The organism is Staphylococcus lugdunensis (assembly GCF_001558775.1).
Lineage (GTDB): Bacteria > Bacillota > Bacilli > Staphylococcales > Staphylococcaceae > Staphylococcus > Staphylococcus lugdunensis.
Window position 1 is genome coordinate 316,305 of record NZ_CP014022.1, and the last position, 18,439, is coordinate 334,743.

An 18,439-nucleotide genomic window follows, 5' to 3' on the forward strand; every position below is an offset into this window, starting at 1 on the left:
TAATCAATAAATAGAAGGTGTATTCAATGGAATTAACAACAACTTATGACACAAATAATTATCCCATTATTGTAGAACACGGTGCATTTCAATATCTATCAAGCGTCACAGATGACTATGATAAAATTTTCGTTATTGTTGATGAATATGTAGATTTTAACTTCAAAGCCAAAATTAATGATTATGTAACTGCGCAACATGCAATCAAAATTACCATTCCAGCAGGAGAACGTACCAAATCATTTGACCATTATCATCAAGTCATTGAACAAATACTTAGTTATCAACCAACGCGTGAAACATGTTTAGTTGCGATTGGTGGTGGTGCTACAGGAGATTTCACAGGATTTTTGGCAGCAACCTTATTAAGAGGAGTCCATTTTATTCAAGTGCCAACAACCATCTTGGCTCATGATTCAAGCGTTGGTGGTAAAGTAGGCATTAATTCTCAACATGGTAAGAATTTAATTGGAGCATTCCATCGTCCTAATGCTGTCGTCTATGACTTGGATTTTCTTCAAACATTGCCATATGAAGAAGTATTAAGTGGTTATACCGAAGTATATAAACATGCATTATTATCCAATCCGTATGACTTTCAATCTATAGAAAACGCCTTTCCAAACCAATCAAAATTACAATCTTTAAAAGATATTGAGCATTTTATTTTTAAAGGCATTCAAACTAAACTTGAAATTATCACTGAGGATGAAAAAGAGCAAGGCAAACGAAAATTTTTAAACTTGGGTCATACTTTTGGTCACGCAATAGAATATCAATATAAAATCCCTCATGGTCACGCGATTATGTTCGGTATCATTTATCAATTTATAGTTGCTAATGAAATATTAAGATCAAACTTTAATATTAAACACTTTGTAGACTATGCAGAGAAATTACAATACCCAACGCAATTTATTTCAACAATGCAGTTTGATCAACTATATCATCTCATGTTAGGTGATAAGAAAAATAATGGTAAGGGTATTCAAATGGTATTACTTAAATCTATTGGACAACCAGTTGTTCAGCACGTAGATAAAGACATACTTCATAAGGCATTTAAAGATTTATTATCATATTATAAGTAGGTGATATAGCATGACACAAACCATTCATATTACAGGTCCACTCAAAGGTGAAATAACGGTTCCTGGTGATAAATCTATGACACATCGCGCTATTATGTTAGCTTCATTAGCGTCTGGAAAAACAGCTATTTATCAACCGCTTTTAGGTGAAGATTGTTTGAGAACATTAAATATCTTCAAGTTACTTGGTGTAGATATTACCATTAAAGATGATAATGTTTATATCGATTCTCCTGGTTATAGGAACTTTAAGACACCTCATCAAGTACTATATACTGGTAATTCAGGTACAACAACAAGATTATTAGCAGGATTACTAAGTGGCGTTGGGATTCAAAGCGTTTTATCAGGTGATATTTCAATTGGAAAAAGACCTATGGATCGTATACTTAAACCCCTGCAATTAATGCAAGCTAATATTTCAAGTGTTGATAATAATTACACGCCACTCATTATTCAACCAGGAAATATTCATGGTATTCGATACGAGATGGAGGTTGCAAGTGCACAAGTTAAAAGTGCGATACTGCTTGCAAGTTTATTTGCCAATGATAGCACGACAGTTATAGAGAAAGAATTAAGTAGAAATCATACTGAAACAATGTTTAAACATTTTAATATTCCAATTACGATTGATGGTAAATCTATTACAGTACCAAAGAATGCTATTCAACATATTAAAGCACGTGATTTCACTGTACCTGGCGATATTTCATCAGCTGCTTTCTTTATTGTGGCAGCTTTAATTACACCTGGCAGTGATATTACAATTCATAACGTTGGCATTAATCCAACACGATCAGGTATTATAGATATCGCACTAAAAATGGGTGCGCACATTGAACTTTTAAATCAAACACAAGAGGCTGAACCTACTGCATCAATTCATGTTCAATATACACCAAATTTAAAACCAATTCATATTGATGGTGAGCTTGTGCCTAAATCGATTGATGAATTACCAATTATCGCGTTACTATGTACACAAGCAACAGGTACAAGCATTATTAAAGATGCTACAGAATTAAAAGTGAAAGAAACAAACCGTATTGATACAACTGCAGATATGCTAGGCTTATTAGGATTTGATATTCAACCCACTGCGGACGGCCTAATCATCCATCCATCATCATTGACGAGAGCTGCAGTAGTTGATAGCTTATCCGATCATCGTATTGGTATGATGTTAGCCATTGGATCATTACTTTCATCAGAACCACTTGAAATTAAACAGTTCGATGCTGTAAATGTTTCTTTTCCAGGTTTCTTATCAAAATTAAAGCAGTTAGAAAATGAGGGAGAATAACAAATGGAAGATATCTACAAATTGATAGACGATATCAATCTACAAAAAATAGACAATATAGATTCTCGTGTAAACGATGCATTAACATCTCCAAATGATGATGCTTTGTTTATCTTAGGCGAAACATTGTATAATTTTGGCCTCATGCCTCAAGGATTAGAAGTTTTTAGAACACTTTATCATAAATATCCCGATGAAAGTGAATTGCTGATTTATTTTATTGAGGGACTAATGGCTGAAAATCAAACAGATGAAGCGCTTGAATATTTAAGACACGTTGAAACCTCAACAGAGAAATTAATGCTTGAAGCCGACCTTTATCAACAAATAAATATGTTAGAGGTCGCTATTGATAAATTAATAGAAGCTCGAGATCTCGAACCCAACGATCCAATTATACACTTTGCTTTGGCAGAAATATTGTATTATGACGGTCAGTATCTGCGCGCGACACATGAGTACCAAACAGTGTTAGACACTGGTGAATATGAAATTAATGGTATTAATTTATTTGCGCGTATGGCTGATTGTAGTTTACAAAGTGGTAATTATTCCGATGCCATCCGTTTATTTGATGAAATCAGCGATGAAGAAATGACATCCGATGATTATTTTAAAAAAGCAATTGCGTATGAGAAAAATGATTTGTCATTAGAAGCCATTAAAATCATGACTACTTTGTTAACCAAAGATCCAGACTTTTTACAAGGTTATTATTACCTTCAACAGTTATATGAACATGAAAAGAATTATGCTGATGCAATAGAAATTGGTAAAGAAGGTCTACGATTAAGTCAATTTTATAAAGAGTTAATGGTTTCAACTGGTAGTATTGAAATAGAACATGGAGACGCTAATGAAGGTGTCGCATTACTCAAACAAGCTCTAGAAGTGGATAATGCTTATCACGAGCCATTACTATTATTAGCTGATTTATTCCGTTCTGAAGAAGATTATGAAGCGTTGATTAACCTCTTGCAATACGTAGACGAAGAAGATTTAGATCCCGTATTTACATGGCACCTTGCTTTTGCTTTTGGCCAAGAAGAACGCGATAAAGAGGCTCAGCATTTCTTTGAATTAGCCTATCCAACCCTTAAGACGCAGAGTGCATTTTTAAGTGATTATTATTACTATTTATTAGAAATTGGTGACAAAAATCATGCGCAACAAATTTTAAATCAACTGTTAGAATTAGATCCTAGCAATGAAATTTGGCACGAAGAAACCGCTAGACTTGAAAATTGATAAGAGGGGGTAATATAGTGCAGATGGATTCACTTACACAAATGAAACAAAGCTATATAGAATATGCTTTGTTTCATTATCATTTTAAATCACGTATAAGTGTTTGGTTACTTAACTATATTAAAGCATCTGATAAAATGCTTAGCCAAATTCATTTTGTTGTAGAAAAGATTCCATCTCACCCAACACTTGAGCTTTCACTTGTTGGTGCTGATGATGAAGCAATTCAGTATAAATATCATCATAACCACCTTATTAATTCTAATGAGATTTTTAATGTCATTATTTCACAATCTACACCATTTGATATCTTAATACATTTTCCACTTCACGTCGGACCGGATGCGAAATTAGAACAGCTTATTTTAGCACAAATAGTACAATCTGAGCGATACCAATCCTATTTACCTTATATTCATACCTTATCTTCAAATAGTACGTTACAACATCAATTTTTAAGTCAGCTGTATGAAAATATTGATTTAAGTTTATTGATGCATGACACAGAACGTTTTACGCAATTAACACATGTTCTAAATACGATTAAAGCTCAACACATGACTAATAACAATCTAGAGGATTAAATTATGCGCATTCGTGAAATTTGGGAACTATCCTTATATTATAAACCGTTTCTTTTATTGCTTTTGTTTTGCAATGTTTTAGGTGCGTTATATGGCTATTACTGGTATGCTGAACAATTATCTTCAACAACATGGTATTTTTTACCATTTGTACCTGATAGTCCAACCGCTTCGTTATTTTTATGTTTAACATTATATTGCTTCTTGAACAATAAACGTTGTAGTATTGTTGGTACTCTAGCTTTTTTAACATTATTTAAATATGGTATTTGGGCTGTCAGCATGAACATTTTAATGTTTATTGAAAATCATGATATAACAATAAATGGTCTACTCCTGCTATTATCTCACGCCATAATGGCTATGGAAGCATGTTATATTTATCCACGACTACAACGTTCGTCTTTTGCAATAGCAGTTGGTTCATTATGGCTATTCATTAACGATGCGATAGACTATCTATTTGAGCAGTATCCTATATATGACTTTATCGCTATGCACCTTGTTCCAATTGCTGTATTTACAGTATGTTTAAGTTTCATGAGTATTCTGTTATATTATATATTTGGTTCCATATTAAAGTTTAAATTATTTGCTTAATGTGCGTGTTCTCAGTAAAATATTATCAAAGGGAGAGTGAGTTTAATGTCTTTAATGTCTTATATAATTTATATTGTCATCATTATGGCGATTCCTATGTGGGCACAACACAACGTAAAGTCAAATTATGAAAAATATTCACAAGTCAGATCTACAAGTGGTAAAACAGGACGTGAAGTCGCTGAAGAAATCCTGCATGCTAACGGTATTTATGATGTCGAAGTAGTACGAGGAGAAGGCTTTTTAACAGATCACTACGATCCAAAAAAGAAAGTCGTTTGTTTATCTCCAGCTAACTTTGATCGTCCATCTGTAGCTGGCACAGCAATTGCTGCGCACGAAGTTGGGCATGCAATTCAACATGCACAAGGTTATGCATTCTTACGCTTTAGAACAGCGTTAGTACCTTTTGCAAATATTGGTAGTTCACTAAGTTATATGCTTGTCTTATTAGGTATTGTATTAACAACACTTGGTAGTGCTTTTGGCTCAACAGCGTTATGGGTTGGTGCAGGATTAATGTCACTAGCCGTATTGTTTTCAATCGTTACTTTACCAGTAGAGTTTGATGCCAGCTCACGTGCTATGAAACAAATACAAAGCTTAAATATTGTAAATGAAAAAGAATATAAACATGCTAAAAAAGTTTTATCAGCCGCTGCGATGACATATGTGGCAGCTACTGCAACAGCTGTTGCTGAACTTGTAAGACTTATCCTTATTGCGCGTTCTAGTGATTAACAAGTAAATATAGCATTTAATGCTACAATTTTGAGATATTCGTATAGCCATATTCTTTAACAAGGTGCACAAGTTGTACCTTGTTTTTTATTTGTCGTTGCACGACGAATGCATGTTCAGAAATTTTGATATATACTATATAAGACATAATTATTAAAGGAGAATGACAATGACTAAATCTATGAAAGAGATGCAAAAAGAAGTCGATGCATACATCAGTCAATTTAAAGCGGGATACTTTTCTCCTTTAGCCAACTTAGCACGCTTAACAGAAGAAGTTGGCGAATTAGCTAGAGAAATTAATCATTATTATGGTGAGAAACAAAAGAAAGATTCAGAAGAAGATAACACCGTAAAAGCCGAACTAGGGGACAATTTATTTGTACTTCTTTGCATCGCTAACTCTTTAAACATTGATATGACTGACAGCTTTAATGAAACGATGAAAAAGTTTAATACACGTGATAAAAACCGTTTTGAGCGCAAGTCTTGATGTAATAGGAAGGGAGTTATGGCTAAATGAAAATTGGGATTACATGCTACCCATCAATGGGTGGCTCGGGAATTATTGCTACAGAACTCGGCATTAAGATGGCAGAACGTGGTCATGAAGTTCATTTTATTACTTCAAATCTACCATTTAGAATTAGAAAGCCTTTGCCAAACGTCACTTTTCATCAAGTTGAAGTTAATCAATACGCCGTATTTCAATATCCGCCTTATGATATCACTTTAAGTACAAAAATTGCGGAAGTTATTAAAGAGTATGATTTAGATATATTACACATGCATTACGCAGTTCCACATGCTGTTTGCGGCATACTTGCTCGCCAAATGTCTGGTAAAGATATAAAAATCATGACAACACTTCATGGCACAGATATCACAGTACTTGGTTATGACCACACATTAAAAGATGCTATAAAATTCGGAATCGAAGAAAGTGACATAGTGACAAGCGTCAGTCAGTCATTAGCTAAACAAACTAAAGATATTATTGAGACTGATAAAGATATCATTCCTATTTATAACTTTGTGCGTGAGGATGAATTTCCGACAAAACATGATGAGTCTCTAAAGAACATGTATGGTATTCTTCCTGAGGAGAGCGTACTTATTCATGTATCTAATTTTAGACGTGTTAAACGCATAGATACTATAATTGAGACTTTTGCAAAAGTACATCAATCCATACCAAGTAAGTTATTATTGTTGGGTGATGGCCCTGAACTCTGTGATATGCGTCAAAAAGCACGTGACCTTAATGTAGAAGATCATGTGTTATTTTTAGGAAAGCAAGATTGTGTGAGTGAATTTTATCAACTTGCAGATATTGTCTTACTTTTAAGTGAAAAGGAAAGTTTTGGGTTAAGCTTGTTGGAAGCGATGAAGACAGGCGTCGTACCGATTGGCTCAAACGCAGGAGGCATTAAAGAAGTTATCAAGCATGGAGAAACAGGTTATATCGTTGACGTTGGTGATAGTGCACAGGCTAGTGAATATGTGCTAGAACTATTAAATAATCCACAATTATATCAGACGATACAACACAATATGCTAAAGGATATTAAAGAACGTTTTGGCTCAGAACTTATTACTGACCAATATGAATATTATTACAATAAAATGTTACAGTAAAAGAGGTATCAGATGTCATATAGATTATTTGAACAAGCAAAACCTTTACTAACAAAAATTCAGCAACACGGTTACGAGGCTTATTTTGTAGGTGGATCAGTGCGTGACTATATTATGGGACGAGATATACATGATATTGATATCACAACAAGCGCTACACCTGATGAAATTGAAACAATATTTCAGCATACAATTCCTATTGGCAAAGCACATGGCACAATCAATGTTGTTTATGGACAGCATAATTATGAAGTAACTACATTTCGAGCAGAAGAAGAATATACAGACCATCGTTGCCCTAGTGAGGTAACGTTTGTCAGAAATTTGTATCAAGATGTTGAACGTCGTGATTTTACCATGAATGCCATTGCAATGGACAAATCTTATCAAATCTACGATTACTTTGGTGGACAAGCTGATATTAAGCAACACATTATCCGAACGGTAGGAGAGCCTCATGAGCGATTTGAAGAAGATGCTCTGCGAATATTACGTGGTCTCCGTTTCGAGGCTCAATTAGGCTTTACAATTGATACAACAACATTTCTTGCCATGCAACAACGTGTGGCAGATACAGCTTACTTATCTATAGAACGTATTATCGTTGAATTAAAAAAATTAATACAAGGGCATTATGTGTCATCCAGTTACAAGCATATGATTCAGCTAGGGTTGTTTAACCATATCCCATTCTTTGAATCTATAGATATGAACAAATTTATAGTAACAGAGCCTATGTCTTTCGAACTATGGATTGCATCATTGTTGTTTGCAACAAATAGTCAATTTTCTCTTACTTCTCTCAAAATAAGTAACAACGAGAAACAAAAGATTAAACAATTGCTATCTTTGCTTCAACTTTTGAATAAGATAAAATCAAAACAAGATTTACGTCTATTAGTATATGACTATGGCAGTCATTCTTTATTAGAAATCTTAAACCATCGTCAAATGTTTCAAGATCAGCATATAAAAGTAGGTAATCCTGTTATCATTAATCCTGAGGTGATTCACGATATATCACAATCACTTATTATAAATCAGCGTCAAGATATCGCAATAAGTGGTTATGATTTAATTAACTTCTTCAATAAAAAACGTGGTCCTTGGATTAAAACGGTATTAAGAATGATTGAAGTAGCAATTGTCAACAACAATGTGCAAAATAATAAAGAACAGATATTGAAGTGGGTGAAAAAACATGTCGAAATATAGTCAAGATGTGATTAATATGCTATATCAACATCACAACACATACATTTCAGGACAGCATATTGCCAATCAATTAAACATCTCACGTGCAGCTGTAAAGAAAATTATTGACCAATTAAAAGTCGAAGGTTGCGACATCGTATCGATTAATCATAAAGGACATCAGTTGAAATCGTTACCTGATCAATGGTATTTAGGCATTATTAAACCTATTGTCAACAAACATCAGATATTTGATCAAATAGAAGTTTATCGCACAGCCGATTCGACACAAATAATTGCTAAACAAATGTTAGTCAATAATTCTAAATCTTATCTAATATTGAGTGATGAACAAACAAAAGGACGTGGTCGCTTCAACCGAAATTGGAGTTCCTCTAAAGGGAAAGGCTTGTGGATGTCAGTTGTTTTAAGACCTAATGTACCATTTGATATGATGCCTAAGTTCAACCTATTTATTGCTTTAGGTATTCGTGATGCTATTCAAGCATTTGCGAATGATGAGGTTAAAATAAAATGGCCAAATGATATTTATATCGGTGATAAAAAAGTTTGCGGCTTCTTAACTGAAATGGTTGCGAATTACGATGCTGTTGAAGCAATCATTTGTGGTATTGGCATTAATATGAATCATACTGAAGATGATTTTATAGAAGAAATTAAGTCCAGAGCAACGAGCATACGCCTCCATGCCACACATAAAATTAATCGCTATGCATTTTTTGATCAGCTTATCTCACAAATTGTTTATCGCTATCAACAGTTTCTTACACAGCCATTTAATACCATCCGTGATGAATATATCAAAGCATCTAACATTTGGCAGCGTCAAATAAAATTCACTGAAAATGGCACGCAATTTATGGGTGAAGCGGAAGATATAGATTATAACGGCTTTTTAATTGTCAGAGATAACCAAGGGAATATGCGCCGTTTAATGAGTGCAGATATTGAAATATAATCATGAGTTAAGGAGAGATAATCATGGGGCAAACAAGTTACGCCGTTGTTGACTTAGAAACGACCGGTAACCAGCTTGATTACGATGAAATTATTCAAATAGGTATCACATTCGTTCGTGGCCAAAAAATTGTAGGTACCTACCATTCAATGATTAACACTGATGTAGAAATCCCTCCATTTATACAAGCGCTCACTTCAATAGAAGAAGATATGTTAAAGCAAGCACCATATTTTCATGAAGTTGCAGAAGACGTCTATAAACAGCTTAAAGATTCTGTGTTTGTTGCACACAACGTTTCTTTTGATTTAACTTTTATTAAAAAGGCATTTAAACGTAATCACATCCATTTTCAACCCAAAAAGGTGATTGATACTGTTGAATTATTTAAAATTGCTTTCCCTACAGATAAAAGTTATCAGCTGAGTGAATTGGCAGAGGCACACCATATTCCATTAGATAATGCGCACCGTGCTGATGAAGATGCAACAACAACTGCAAAATTAATGATTAAAGCATTTCAAAAGTTTGAAACATTACCGCTAGACACGTTAAAACAATTATATTATTTAAGCAAAAACTTAAAATATGACTTGTATCATATTTTGTTTGAAATGGTACGCCAATATAAAAACGCTTTGCCAGATAACAAATTTGACCGTTTTGAACAAATTATGTATAAAAAACAAATCGATTTAAAAGCACCAAAAACAGACTTTAATGGTTCTTTAAAAGACTTATATTCAAAAGTAGTGGCGCAATTAAAGTTAACTTATAGGCCACAACAATTATACTTAGCTGAAATTATTCTTGATCAATTAATGCATAGTGATAAAGCCATGATAGAAGCACCACTAGGAAGTGGTAAGTCCTTAGCTTATTTGCTCGCAGCCTTAATGTATAACATTGAAACGGATAAACATGTCATGATTTCAACGAATACAAAGCTTTTACAGCATCAACTACTTTATAAAGATATCCCTGAACTCAATCAAGCATTAGAATTTAAAATTAATGCCTTATTGATTAAAAGCAAAAGTGAATATATTTCATTAGGATTAATCAGTCAAATATTGAAAGATGAAAATATCAATTATGAAGTAAGTATCTTGAAGATGAAACTGCTCATCTGGCTAACTGAGACTGAAACTGGCGACATACAAGAGCTTAATTTAAAAGGCGGTCAAAAGATGTACTTTGACCAAAAAATTGAAACATATGTTCCAGAAAAAAACGATGTTCATTTTTATAATTATATTAAACGCAATGCACAAAACATTCAAATTGGTGTAACAAATCATGCACACCTCATTCATTCTGATCACGAAAATTCTATTTATGAATTATTTGACGATTGTATTATAGATGAAGCACACCGTCTTCCTGACTATGCTTTAAATCAAGTCACTAACGAATTGAACTATGCAGATATAAAATATCAACTTGGCTTAATCGGTAAAAATGAAAATGAAAAATTATTGAAAGCTATTGATCACTTAGAACAACAACGTATTCTAGAAAAATTAGACATCCCACCCATTGATGTTTTTGGCTTGAAATCTCATATAACTGATATTCATGAATTAAATGAACGCTTATTTACTACAATGTTTGATATTATACACAGCAGTGAAACACACGATGATGACACTCATCGATACCATTATGTCTATGATTTTGATACACAATCCATTTTGAATGATTTACATCAAGTCATTACAAAAGTTAATAAAACCTTGGAATTCTTTAATGGTATGAGTCATAAAACTGTTAAATCATTTAGAAAACAACTCCTATATCTTAATGAACGCTACAAGGCAATTGAAAACAGTTTATTAGAACATCACACGACGTTTATTGCCATAAAAAATTTACAGCAAAAATCGACCATTCGTTTATTTATTAAAGATTATAATGTCAAAGACGTTTTAACCTCACAAATTTTAGATAAATTTAAATCTTTAACTTTTATATCTGGTACTTTAACATTTAACCATTCGTTTGATGCCTTTAAAAATTGGTTTACCGAAACTGTCTCATTTAATACATTTGAAGTTCAAAATCCAATGCCACAACTTAAAAATACAAATGTGTTTATACCTACTGATGTAGAACCTTATAACTATTTAAGCATTGAAGATTATGTTTCTTCAATCGTGCAATATTTAGAAGTTTATACACAAAAAACGCAATCAAAATGTCTCATTCTATTTACCAGCTATAAAATGATGCACATGGTACAAGAACTTATCAATGACTTACCATCATTTGAAGATTATATCGTCTTGACACAACAACAAAATCAAAATTATAAAATTGTGCAGCAATTCAATAGTTTTGATAAAGCAATACTTTTAGGCACATCAACATTTTTTGAAGGTTTTGATTTTCAATCAAATGGCATTAAATGTGTCATGATTGCTAAATTACCATTTATGAATAAATATAATACAAAATATTGGCTGATGGATTCAGAGTTCAAATCTACATTTAAAGAATATGTATTACCTGATGCAGTTACACGATTTAGACAAGGATTAGGACGTTTAATTCGTAACGAAGAAGATCAAGGTTTAATCATTTCATTTGATGACAGATTAATTCATAGTAACTATAAAAATTTCTTTTCTCAAGTACTTGTAGATTATCGTCAGAATAAAGGTGATATCCAGCAATTCAATAAATTACTCAATAAGATTAAATAAGCTTGAAACACTAGTAAAAATAAAATATGGACAACTAGAACTTACATAGTGCTTTTGTTAAAATGAAAGAGTATTAATAAACAGAAATACACAATAGGAGACGAGTTATGAAGACAACAATTAAGCAAGCAAAACAACATCTTAACCAAGAAGTAACAATTGGAGCTTGGTTAACAAACAAACGTTCAAGTGGTAAAATTGCATTTTTACAACTTCGAGATGGTACTGGTTTTATGCAAGGTGTCGTGGTTAAGTCTGCCGTAGATGAAGAGACTTTCCAACTTGCTAAAGATATTACACAAGAATCTTCACTTTATGTTACAGGTACAATATCTGAAGATAATCGTTCTGATATCGGCTATGAAATGCAAGTCACATCAATTCAAGTAATTCACGAAGCACATGATTACCCAATTACTCCCAAAAATCATGGCACAGAATTTCTAATGGACCACCGTCATTTATGGCTGCGTTCAAAAAAACAACATGCTGTTATGAAAATTAGAAATGAAATTATTAGAGCTACCTATGAATTTTTTGATACGCACGGCTATACTAAAATTGATCCACCTATTTTAACGGCAAGTGCACCTGAAGGCACAAGTGAGTTATTCCATACAAAATACTTTGATCAAGATGCGTTTTTATCTCAAAGTGGTCAATTATATCTTGAAGCTGCGGCTATGGCTCATAGAAATGTTTTTTCATTTGGTCCAACGTTCCGTGCTGAAAAGTCTAAAACACGTCGTCATTTAATTGAATTTTGGATGATTGAAGCAGAAATGGCTTTTACAACGCATGCTGAAAGTTTAGAGGTTCAAGAGCAATATGTTGCGCATGTGGTCCAATCCGTATTAGAAAATTGTACTTTAGAATTGAAATTATTAGATAGAGATACTTCAAAATTAGAAAAGGTAGCTACACCATTTCCTCGTATTACCTATGATGATGCGATTGATTATCTCAAAGAACAAGGATTTGATGATATCGAATGGGGCGATGATTTCGGTGCACCGCATGAGACAGCTATTGCTAATCATTATGACTTGCCAGTGTTTATCATAAATTATCCAACATCAATTAAACCATTTTATATGCAACCAAATCCAGACAATAACAATACTGTGCTTTGTGCCGATTTAATCGCGCCAGAAGGTTATGGTGAAATTATAGGTGGTTCAGAACGTATTAACAATTTAGAATTGCTTGAAGAACGCATCAAGCAATATCACTTAGATGAGGAAAGCTATAGTTACTACTTAGATTTGCGTCGCTATGGTAGCGTTCCACATAGTGGTTTTGGTTTAGGTTTAGAAAGAACAGTTGCGTGGATATCAGGTGTTGAACATGTTCGAGAAACATCACCATTCCCACGCTTACTAAATAGACTTTATCCATAACATTTACATGTTTATTAAGTAAGAAATGATAAGCTTATTGATTAGGCATAAACAATTTTAACGCTAAACTGATTGCCTATTAATGCTCGCAATCTACAACTTTAGAATTTTGGTTAGGGGAGTGGGATAACAAACTGTCTCACTCCCATTTTATAGAAACTAAATATATTGAGGTGATAATATATGGATATCTTTCAACTCAAGACAAGACCAGTCGTATTAAGAAGAGAATTATTTGATCATTATAGTGAATTAGGTATGGATGAACAAGATTTGGTTATTCTTATTAAATTAATTTATGCTGCAGAAACTTCTAATAAACAGCCCTCAATAGAAGCCTTAAGAAAAGGATCGACACTAGATTCTAGAGAAATCACCACAATTATACAACATCTTATCCAATTAGATTTATTGGAATTAAATGTGAATAAAGATGAAGAAGGTAAATTTACCGAATATATGAACTTGGATCCGTTTTATACTAAATTATTATCCTTGCTCAAGCAACAAGAACTTAAGAGTCAAAATAAGCAAGAAGATAATCAATTCCAACAGTTATTCACTTTGATAGAACAAATATTTGCTAGACCGTTATCACCCTATGAAATTGAAACGTTAAATCAGTGGATTGATGTGGATCATCACGACATTAGTATCATCCAAGCAGCTTTGGATGAAGCAGTGGGGCAAAATAAGCTTAGTTTTAAATATATGGATCGAATACTGCTTAATTGGAAGAAAAATAATGTAAAAACAATCGATGATACAAATAAAATTCGTGAACAGTTTCATAAGCCTAAAATGAAACATACAGTTAAAGAAGTCCCTAAATTTGACTGGTTAAATGGAGAGAACTTAGATGATAAGTAAAAAGAAAGCGCTAAAAATGATCGATATTATCGCTGATATGTTTCCAAATGCAGAATGCGAACTAAGGCATAATAATGCATTCGAACTGACAATTGCAGTTCTTTTGTCAGCCCAATGTACGGATAACTTAGTAAATAAAGTAACCGCTACATTATTCACTAAATATAAAACACCTGAAGATTATCTAGCTGTACCATTAGAAGAATTAGAACAAGATATCCGTTCTATTGGTTTATATCGTAATAAAGCAAAAAATATCAAAAAATTATGTACCTCACTACTTGAAAAATTTAATGGTCAAATTCCCCAAACTCATGCAGAACTAGAAAGTTTAGCAGGAGTTGGACGTAAAACGGCAAATGTGGTGATGAGTGTAGCATTCGGAGAACCAGCTTTAGCCGTCGACACCCATGTCGAACGTGTCTCAAAACGCTTAGGTATCAATAGATGGAAAGATAATGTGCGACAAGTAGAAGATAGGTTATGCTCAATAATCCCAAGGGACCGCTGGAATAAAAGCCATCATCAATTAATATTTTTCGGCCGTTATCATTGTATTGCAAGAAAACCAAAATGTGACATATGCCCATTGTTTGATGATTGTAGAGAAGGACAAAAACGATATAAACTTAAATTAAAGAAAGCGTGATTTCAGATGATAGAAAAGCAAGATTTTGAAGTATTAGAACAACAACTTGAACAATTTGCAGCTACCAGAAATTTAAATTCAGCTGAAGCCAAACCAGTAGTTGATGCATATTTTCAACTGTTAATAGATTACTTCAAACAAATCAATCAAATTTCTGCAATTGATTTTGAATCACTCTCACTTTATCCTATCGTTCCAATGAATTTCTACGAACGCTATCAATATCTATTAACTAGAAAATACCATTTTATGGGTTACAGACAAATGAAAACATTAAAAAGCGAATTAATAAAAATGGCTGCAAGCTATCAAACAAGATTGAAATTCCGTAAATCATAAATGTGCATTAAATAATAAAAAATTCCCTCTAAAGCATCTCTTAAATAATTAAGAAAGCTTTAGAGGGAATTTCATTTATGACGAATTTATTATCGTCCGAAAACTGAGCTTAAACCACCTGTGCTGCTTGAGTTGTTTCTTGCTCCACTTGATGTGTTTGAATTACTTGAACGATTTGAACTTGAAGTACTGTCGCTAGAACCGCTACTTCCATAAACTTTTCGTCCTGTTGTATTATTATCAGGGTGATTAGCTACTGATAATGATTCTTTATTACTACCACTTACAGAGTCAGGTTTACTAAAGTCTGAACCGTCTCTTGGTGAAATATCAGACATCACTTCTTCTAGTAAATATTGTGGATATTCTTGTTCAGAATGACCAACAAATGAATTTGTACCATATTGTTTAACTTCTTTAAAGCCCATCCACACTGACATACTGTATTTTGGAGTGAAACCATTAATCCATACATCTTTAGCTGCACTATCTGGTAAATTATATTTTTGATAAACTTCTTCACCATATGTTCCAGTACCAGTTTTCGCTGCAATATTAACGCCAGAAACACCATGTCCATATGCTGAACCATATGCTGAAAACGTACCTTTAAGCATTTCAGCCAACATGTAAGCCGTATAGTCTTTCATTGCTTTATGACTAGAATGATCATATTCAATTGTTTCGCCGTCTGCAGTCACAACTTTTTGAATAGAATGTGCATTATTGTATGTTCCTCCATTTGCAATTGACGCAAATGCTGAAGCTAATTGAGTAGGTGAGAATTCTGATGAAGAACCACCTAGTACTTCAGACGGACCAATTTCATTCTTGTAATCAAGTCCAACTTTTGATGCAAATTTCTTCGGTGCATTGTTACCAGCTTGAGAACGTGTTGCTTGCCATGTTTTTAAAGCTGGTATATTGAAACTTTGTCGAATAGCATCATACATTGATACTGTTCCATGACCTTTTTGATCGTAGTTTCTAAATGTAGAACCTTCAACTTGATAACTAGATTCATCTTGAATAGCATGATTTGTAGCCCATTGCATATTTTCAATTGCTGGACCATATGCTAAGAATGGTTTTAATGATGAACCAGTAGGGTGAGGGTCAGTAGCTTGGTTTCGATCGACGACATCTCTGAAATTACGTCCACCTGAAATAGCAACTAATCCGCCAGTTTTGCTGTCTACAATTGAAGAACCAACTTGCTGATCATCATTTTTGTAGAAGTTACCGTTGTCTATACGATTTTGTAATGTTTTTTGGACATCTTTATCCATGTTTGTATAGATTTTGATTCCGCTTTGTAAAACATCACCAAGATTTTGATTTTTAAACTTATCATTATTCATAAGTTCAGATTTTACAAAGTTAACATAAGAATCGTAATCCGTATCTTGATTTTTCGTACCAGTTTGACGTTCTTTTGTACCACGTTGAACGAGATTATCTTTTAAAGATGTTTTCTTCGCTTGTTCCCATTCTTTTTTACTAATGCGATTGTGATAATGCATTAAATAAAGAACTGTACCCTTACGATTTTCTGCTTCTTTTGGATGATCATAAATGTTATAAACATTTGGAACTTGTGGTAAACCAGCTAAATATGCTTCTTCAGCTAAATTTAAATCTTTTAAGTCTTTATTGAAATAATATTTAGCTGCAGCTTTAATACCATATACACCATCAGAATAGTAAATCTTATTTAGATACATTTGGAAAATGTCATCTTTACTATACTCTTGCTCTAACCGATATGAAAGGTATGCTTCCTGTGCTTTACGACCAATAGATTTCTCTTCTGATAAAAATGATCGTTTGACAACTTGTTGGGTCAATGTTGAAGCACCTTGTGAACCAAAGCCACCAGTCAAGTTTTTACCTACGGCCCCAAATAAACGTTTATAATCAAGTGCACCGTGTTCATAAAAACGATTATCTTCAGTTGCTAAAACTGCATTTCTCATGTTTTTCGGTACATTCTTCAAATCAACATGCTCTCGTCTAGCACCATTGTCGAGTGTTTTAACTAATTTGCCATTTTTATCATAGATTTTAGCAGGCGCAGGATCTTGTAATTTCGATTCTGTAAATGCGGGTGCTTTCCATGCATAATAAGCAAAAAGTAAAATACCTAATAGTGCGAGAATGATAAAGGCAATAAACATAAAACCTATAATCTTAATAATCGTTCTCTTCACACTTTTATTCTGTTTTTGTTTGGATTTCCCATTATTACCTTTCTTAGGTTGAGAAGATCCTTGCTTTTCCGTCATACGCGGTCCTCACTTTCATCTAATATCAACTTATCAACAGCTTTGAGGTAATCTAATCTAGGTTGATACTGATAAGGAATATGGTAACCATTTTTTCGTATTTCTTCAACTGTTATCGACTTTTTAACATCCGCTTTGTACCTTTTCCAGAAATATTCAAACTTAGAATAGGGAAGAAGATACACTTCATCAAGTACTTTAAATCGCATAATTAAGAACACAATACCGCGCTGGACATGTGCTTTTTGCATATGCGCAACTTGATGATCATGAATGTTGTTTAATGGGAAAGACGTTTTATTTTTCGTTTCCTTTGCCTCAAAATCGATATAATGACTTCGATAAACACCATTATAGTCAGTTGTTGAAGGCGTACGAAAGTAAGCTTCATTTATAACTGCTTTACTTCGTTTCGGATAATGAACATTCACAATTTGCACTGGTGTAGGTTTCTTGTGAATAACAGCTATATCTTTGTCTAAATAATAAGAATTAGATAATTCTATATCTTTTTCCAAAGACATTCCGCGCCCACCATATTCTATATTACCTGAAATAGTGGCATCATTGCGTCCGACCTTAGTCTTATTTGAATTAAATGGTTTCCCGTTTGGATAATTCATTACTTTCACCACCAGTTTGGTTATAAACCCTTCTTATTATACATGAGGCATTTTAATGTTCCAAACTTTTATATGAGAATAATGTATAAAATATCAATCTATACATTAACCACTTCATTTTAACGTTTATTGCCAATTAACACAATATTTCAGTTAATTTAGTTAATGATGTGTCATAAATAACACT

Annotated in this window: 17 protein-coding genes; 15 read left to right on the plus strand and 2 right to left on the minus strand. The window is 33.2% G+C overall.

What is annotated here, in order from left to right; translation table 11 throughout:
* Positions 1–26 precede the first annotated feature (26 nt).
* From aroB to AL499_RS01640, 15 genes are all read left to right on the plus strand, one after another.
* The gene (aroB, locus tag AL499_RS01570) at positions 27–1,091 is read left to right on the plus strand and encodes a 3-dehydroquinate synthase (protein ID WP_002478177.1); all 1,065 of its coding nucleotides are present in this window, start codon (positions 27–29) and stop codon (positions 1,089–1,091) included.
* A gap of 10 nt (positions 1,092–1,101) precedes the next feature.
* Positions 1,102–2,397, plus strand: a complete 1,296-nt coding sequence (aroA, locus tag AL499_RS01575) for a 3-phosphoshikimate 1-carboxyvinyltransferase (protein ID WP_002459085.1) — start codon at positions 1,102–1,104, stop codon at positions 2,395–2,397.
* Between the two features lie 3 nt (positions 2,398–2,400).
* The gene (locus AL499_RS01580; protein WP_002492334.1) at positions 2,401–3,645 is read left to right on the plus strand and encodes a tetratricopeptide repeat protein; all 1,245 of its coding nucleotides are present in this window, start codon (positions 2,401–2,403) and stop codon (positions 3,643–3,645) included.
* Positions 3,646–3,668: 23 nt separating this feature from the next.
* The gene (locus tag AL499_RS01585) at positions 3,669–4,229 is read left to right on the plus strand and encodes a YpiB family protein (RefSeq protein WP_207754588.1); all 561 of its coding nucleotides are present in this window, start codon (positions 3,669–3,671) and stop codon (positions 4,227–4,229) included.
* 3 nt (positions 4,230–4,232) lie between these two features.
* Positions 4,233–4,829: a DUF1405 domain-containing protein gene (locus tag AL499_RS01590; protein ID WP_002492329.1), complete on the plus strand. Its 597-nt coding sequence runs from the start codon at positions 4,233–4,235 to the stop codon at positions 4,827–4,829.
* Positions 4,830–4,874: 45 nt separating this feature from the next.
* Positions 4,875–5,570 (plus strand): zinc metallopeptidase, encoded by a 696-nt coding sequence (locus AL499_RS01595; protein ID WP_002459089.1) that lies wholly within the window; start codon positions 4,875–4,877, stop codon positions 5,568–5,570.
* Positions 5,571–5,739: 169 nt separating this feature from the next.
* Positions 5,740–6,063, plus strand: a complete 324-nt coding sequence (locus AL499_RS01600) for a nucleotide pyrophosphohydrolase (RefSeq protein ID WP_002478181.1) — start codon at positions 5,740–5,742, stop codon at positions 6,061–6,063.
* A gap of 26 nt (positions 6,064–6,089) precedes the next feature.
* A complete protein-coding gene (bshA, locus tag AL499_RS01605; RefSeq protein WP_002478182.1) occupies positions 6,090–7,208 on the plus strand; it encodes an N-acetyl-alpha-D-glucosaminyl L-malate synthase BshA in 1,119 nt (372 codons plus the stop codon).
* A 12-nt stretch (positions 7,209–7,220) separates the two neighbouring features.
* Positions 7,221–8,423, plus strand: coding sequence for a CCA tRNA nucleotidyltransferase (locus AL499_RS01610; protein ID WP_002492330.1), 1,203 nt, complete (start codon positions 7,221–7,223; stop codon positions 8,421–8,423).
* Positions 8,410–9,381, plus strand: a complete 972-nt coding sequence (locus tag AL499_RS01615) for a biotin--[acetyl-CoA-carboxylase] ligase (RefSeq protein WP_002478183.1) — start codon at positions 8,410–8,412, stop codon at positions 9,379–9,381. Before AL499_RS01610 ends, AL499_RS01615 begins: the two co-directional genes overlap by 14 nt.
* Before the next feature lie 23 nt (positions 9,382–9,404).
* Positions 9,405–12,086 (plus strand): helicase C-terminal domain-containing protein, encoded by a 2,682-nt coding sequence (locus tag AL499_RS01620; RefSeq protein ID WP_002492100.1) that lies wholly within the window; start codon positions 9,405–9,407, stop codon positions 12,084–12,086.
* A 107-nt stretch (positions 12,087–12,193) separates the two neighbouring features.
* Positions 12,194–13,486, plus strand: coding sequence for an asparagine--tRNA ligase (asnS, locus tag AL499_RS01625; protein WP_002459095.1), 1,293 nt, complete (start codon positions 12,194–12,196; stop codon positions 13,484–13,486).
* A 183-nt stretch (positions 13,487–13,669) separates the two neighbouring features.
* Positions 13,670–14,356 (plus strand): DnaD domain-containing protein, encoded by a 687-nt coding sequence (locus AL499_RS01630; RefSeq protein WP_002459096.1) that lies wholly within the window; start codon positions 13,670–13,672, stop codon positions 14,354–14,356.
* On the plus strand, positions 14,346–15,005 hold the full coding sequence (nth, locus tag AL499_RS01635; RefSeq protein WP_002478185.1) for an endonuclease III: 660 nt from the start codon (positions 14,346–14,348) through the stop codon (positions 15,003–15,005). Before AL499_RS01630 ends, nth begins: the two co-directional genes overlap by 11 nt.
* Positions 15,006–15,011: 6 nt before the next feature.
* On the plus strand, positions 15,012–15,344 hold the full coding sequence (locus AL499_RS01640; protein ID WP_002459098.1) for a YpoC family protein: 333 nt from the start codon (positions 15,012–15,014) through the stop codon (positions 15,342–15,344).
* A gap of 89 nt (positions 15,345–15,433) precedes the next feature.
* Here the strand turns inward: AL499_RS01640 and AL499_RS01645 are convergent, their stop codons facing one another.
* Both AL499_RS01645 and recU read right to left on the minus strand, forming a co-directional pair.
* Complete coding sequence (locus tag AL499_RS01645) at positions 15,434–17,629, minus strand: transglycosylase domain-containing protein (RefSeq protein ID WP_062248830.1); 2,196 nt, start codon at positions 17,627–17,629, stop codon at positions 15,434–15,436.
* Entirely contained in the window at positions 17,626–18,252 is a 627-nt protein-coding gene (gene recU / locus AL499_RS01650) for a Holliday junction resolvase RecU (protein WP_002459100.1), read from the minus strand. The genes AL499_RS01645 and recU overlap by 4 nt, the downstream gene beginning before the upstream one ends.
* Positions 18,253–18,439 lie beyond the last annotated feature (187 nt).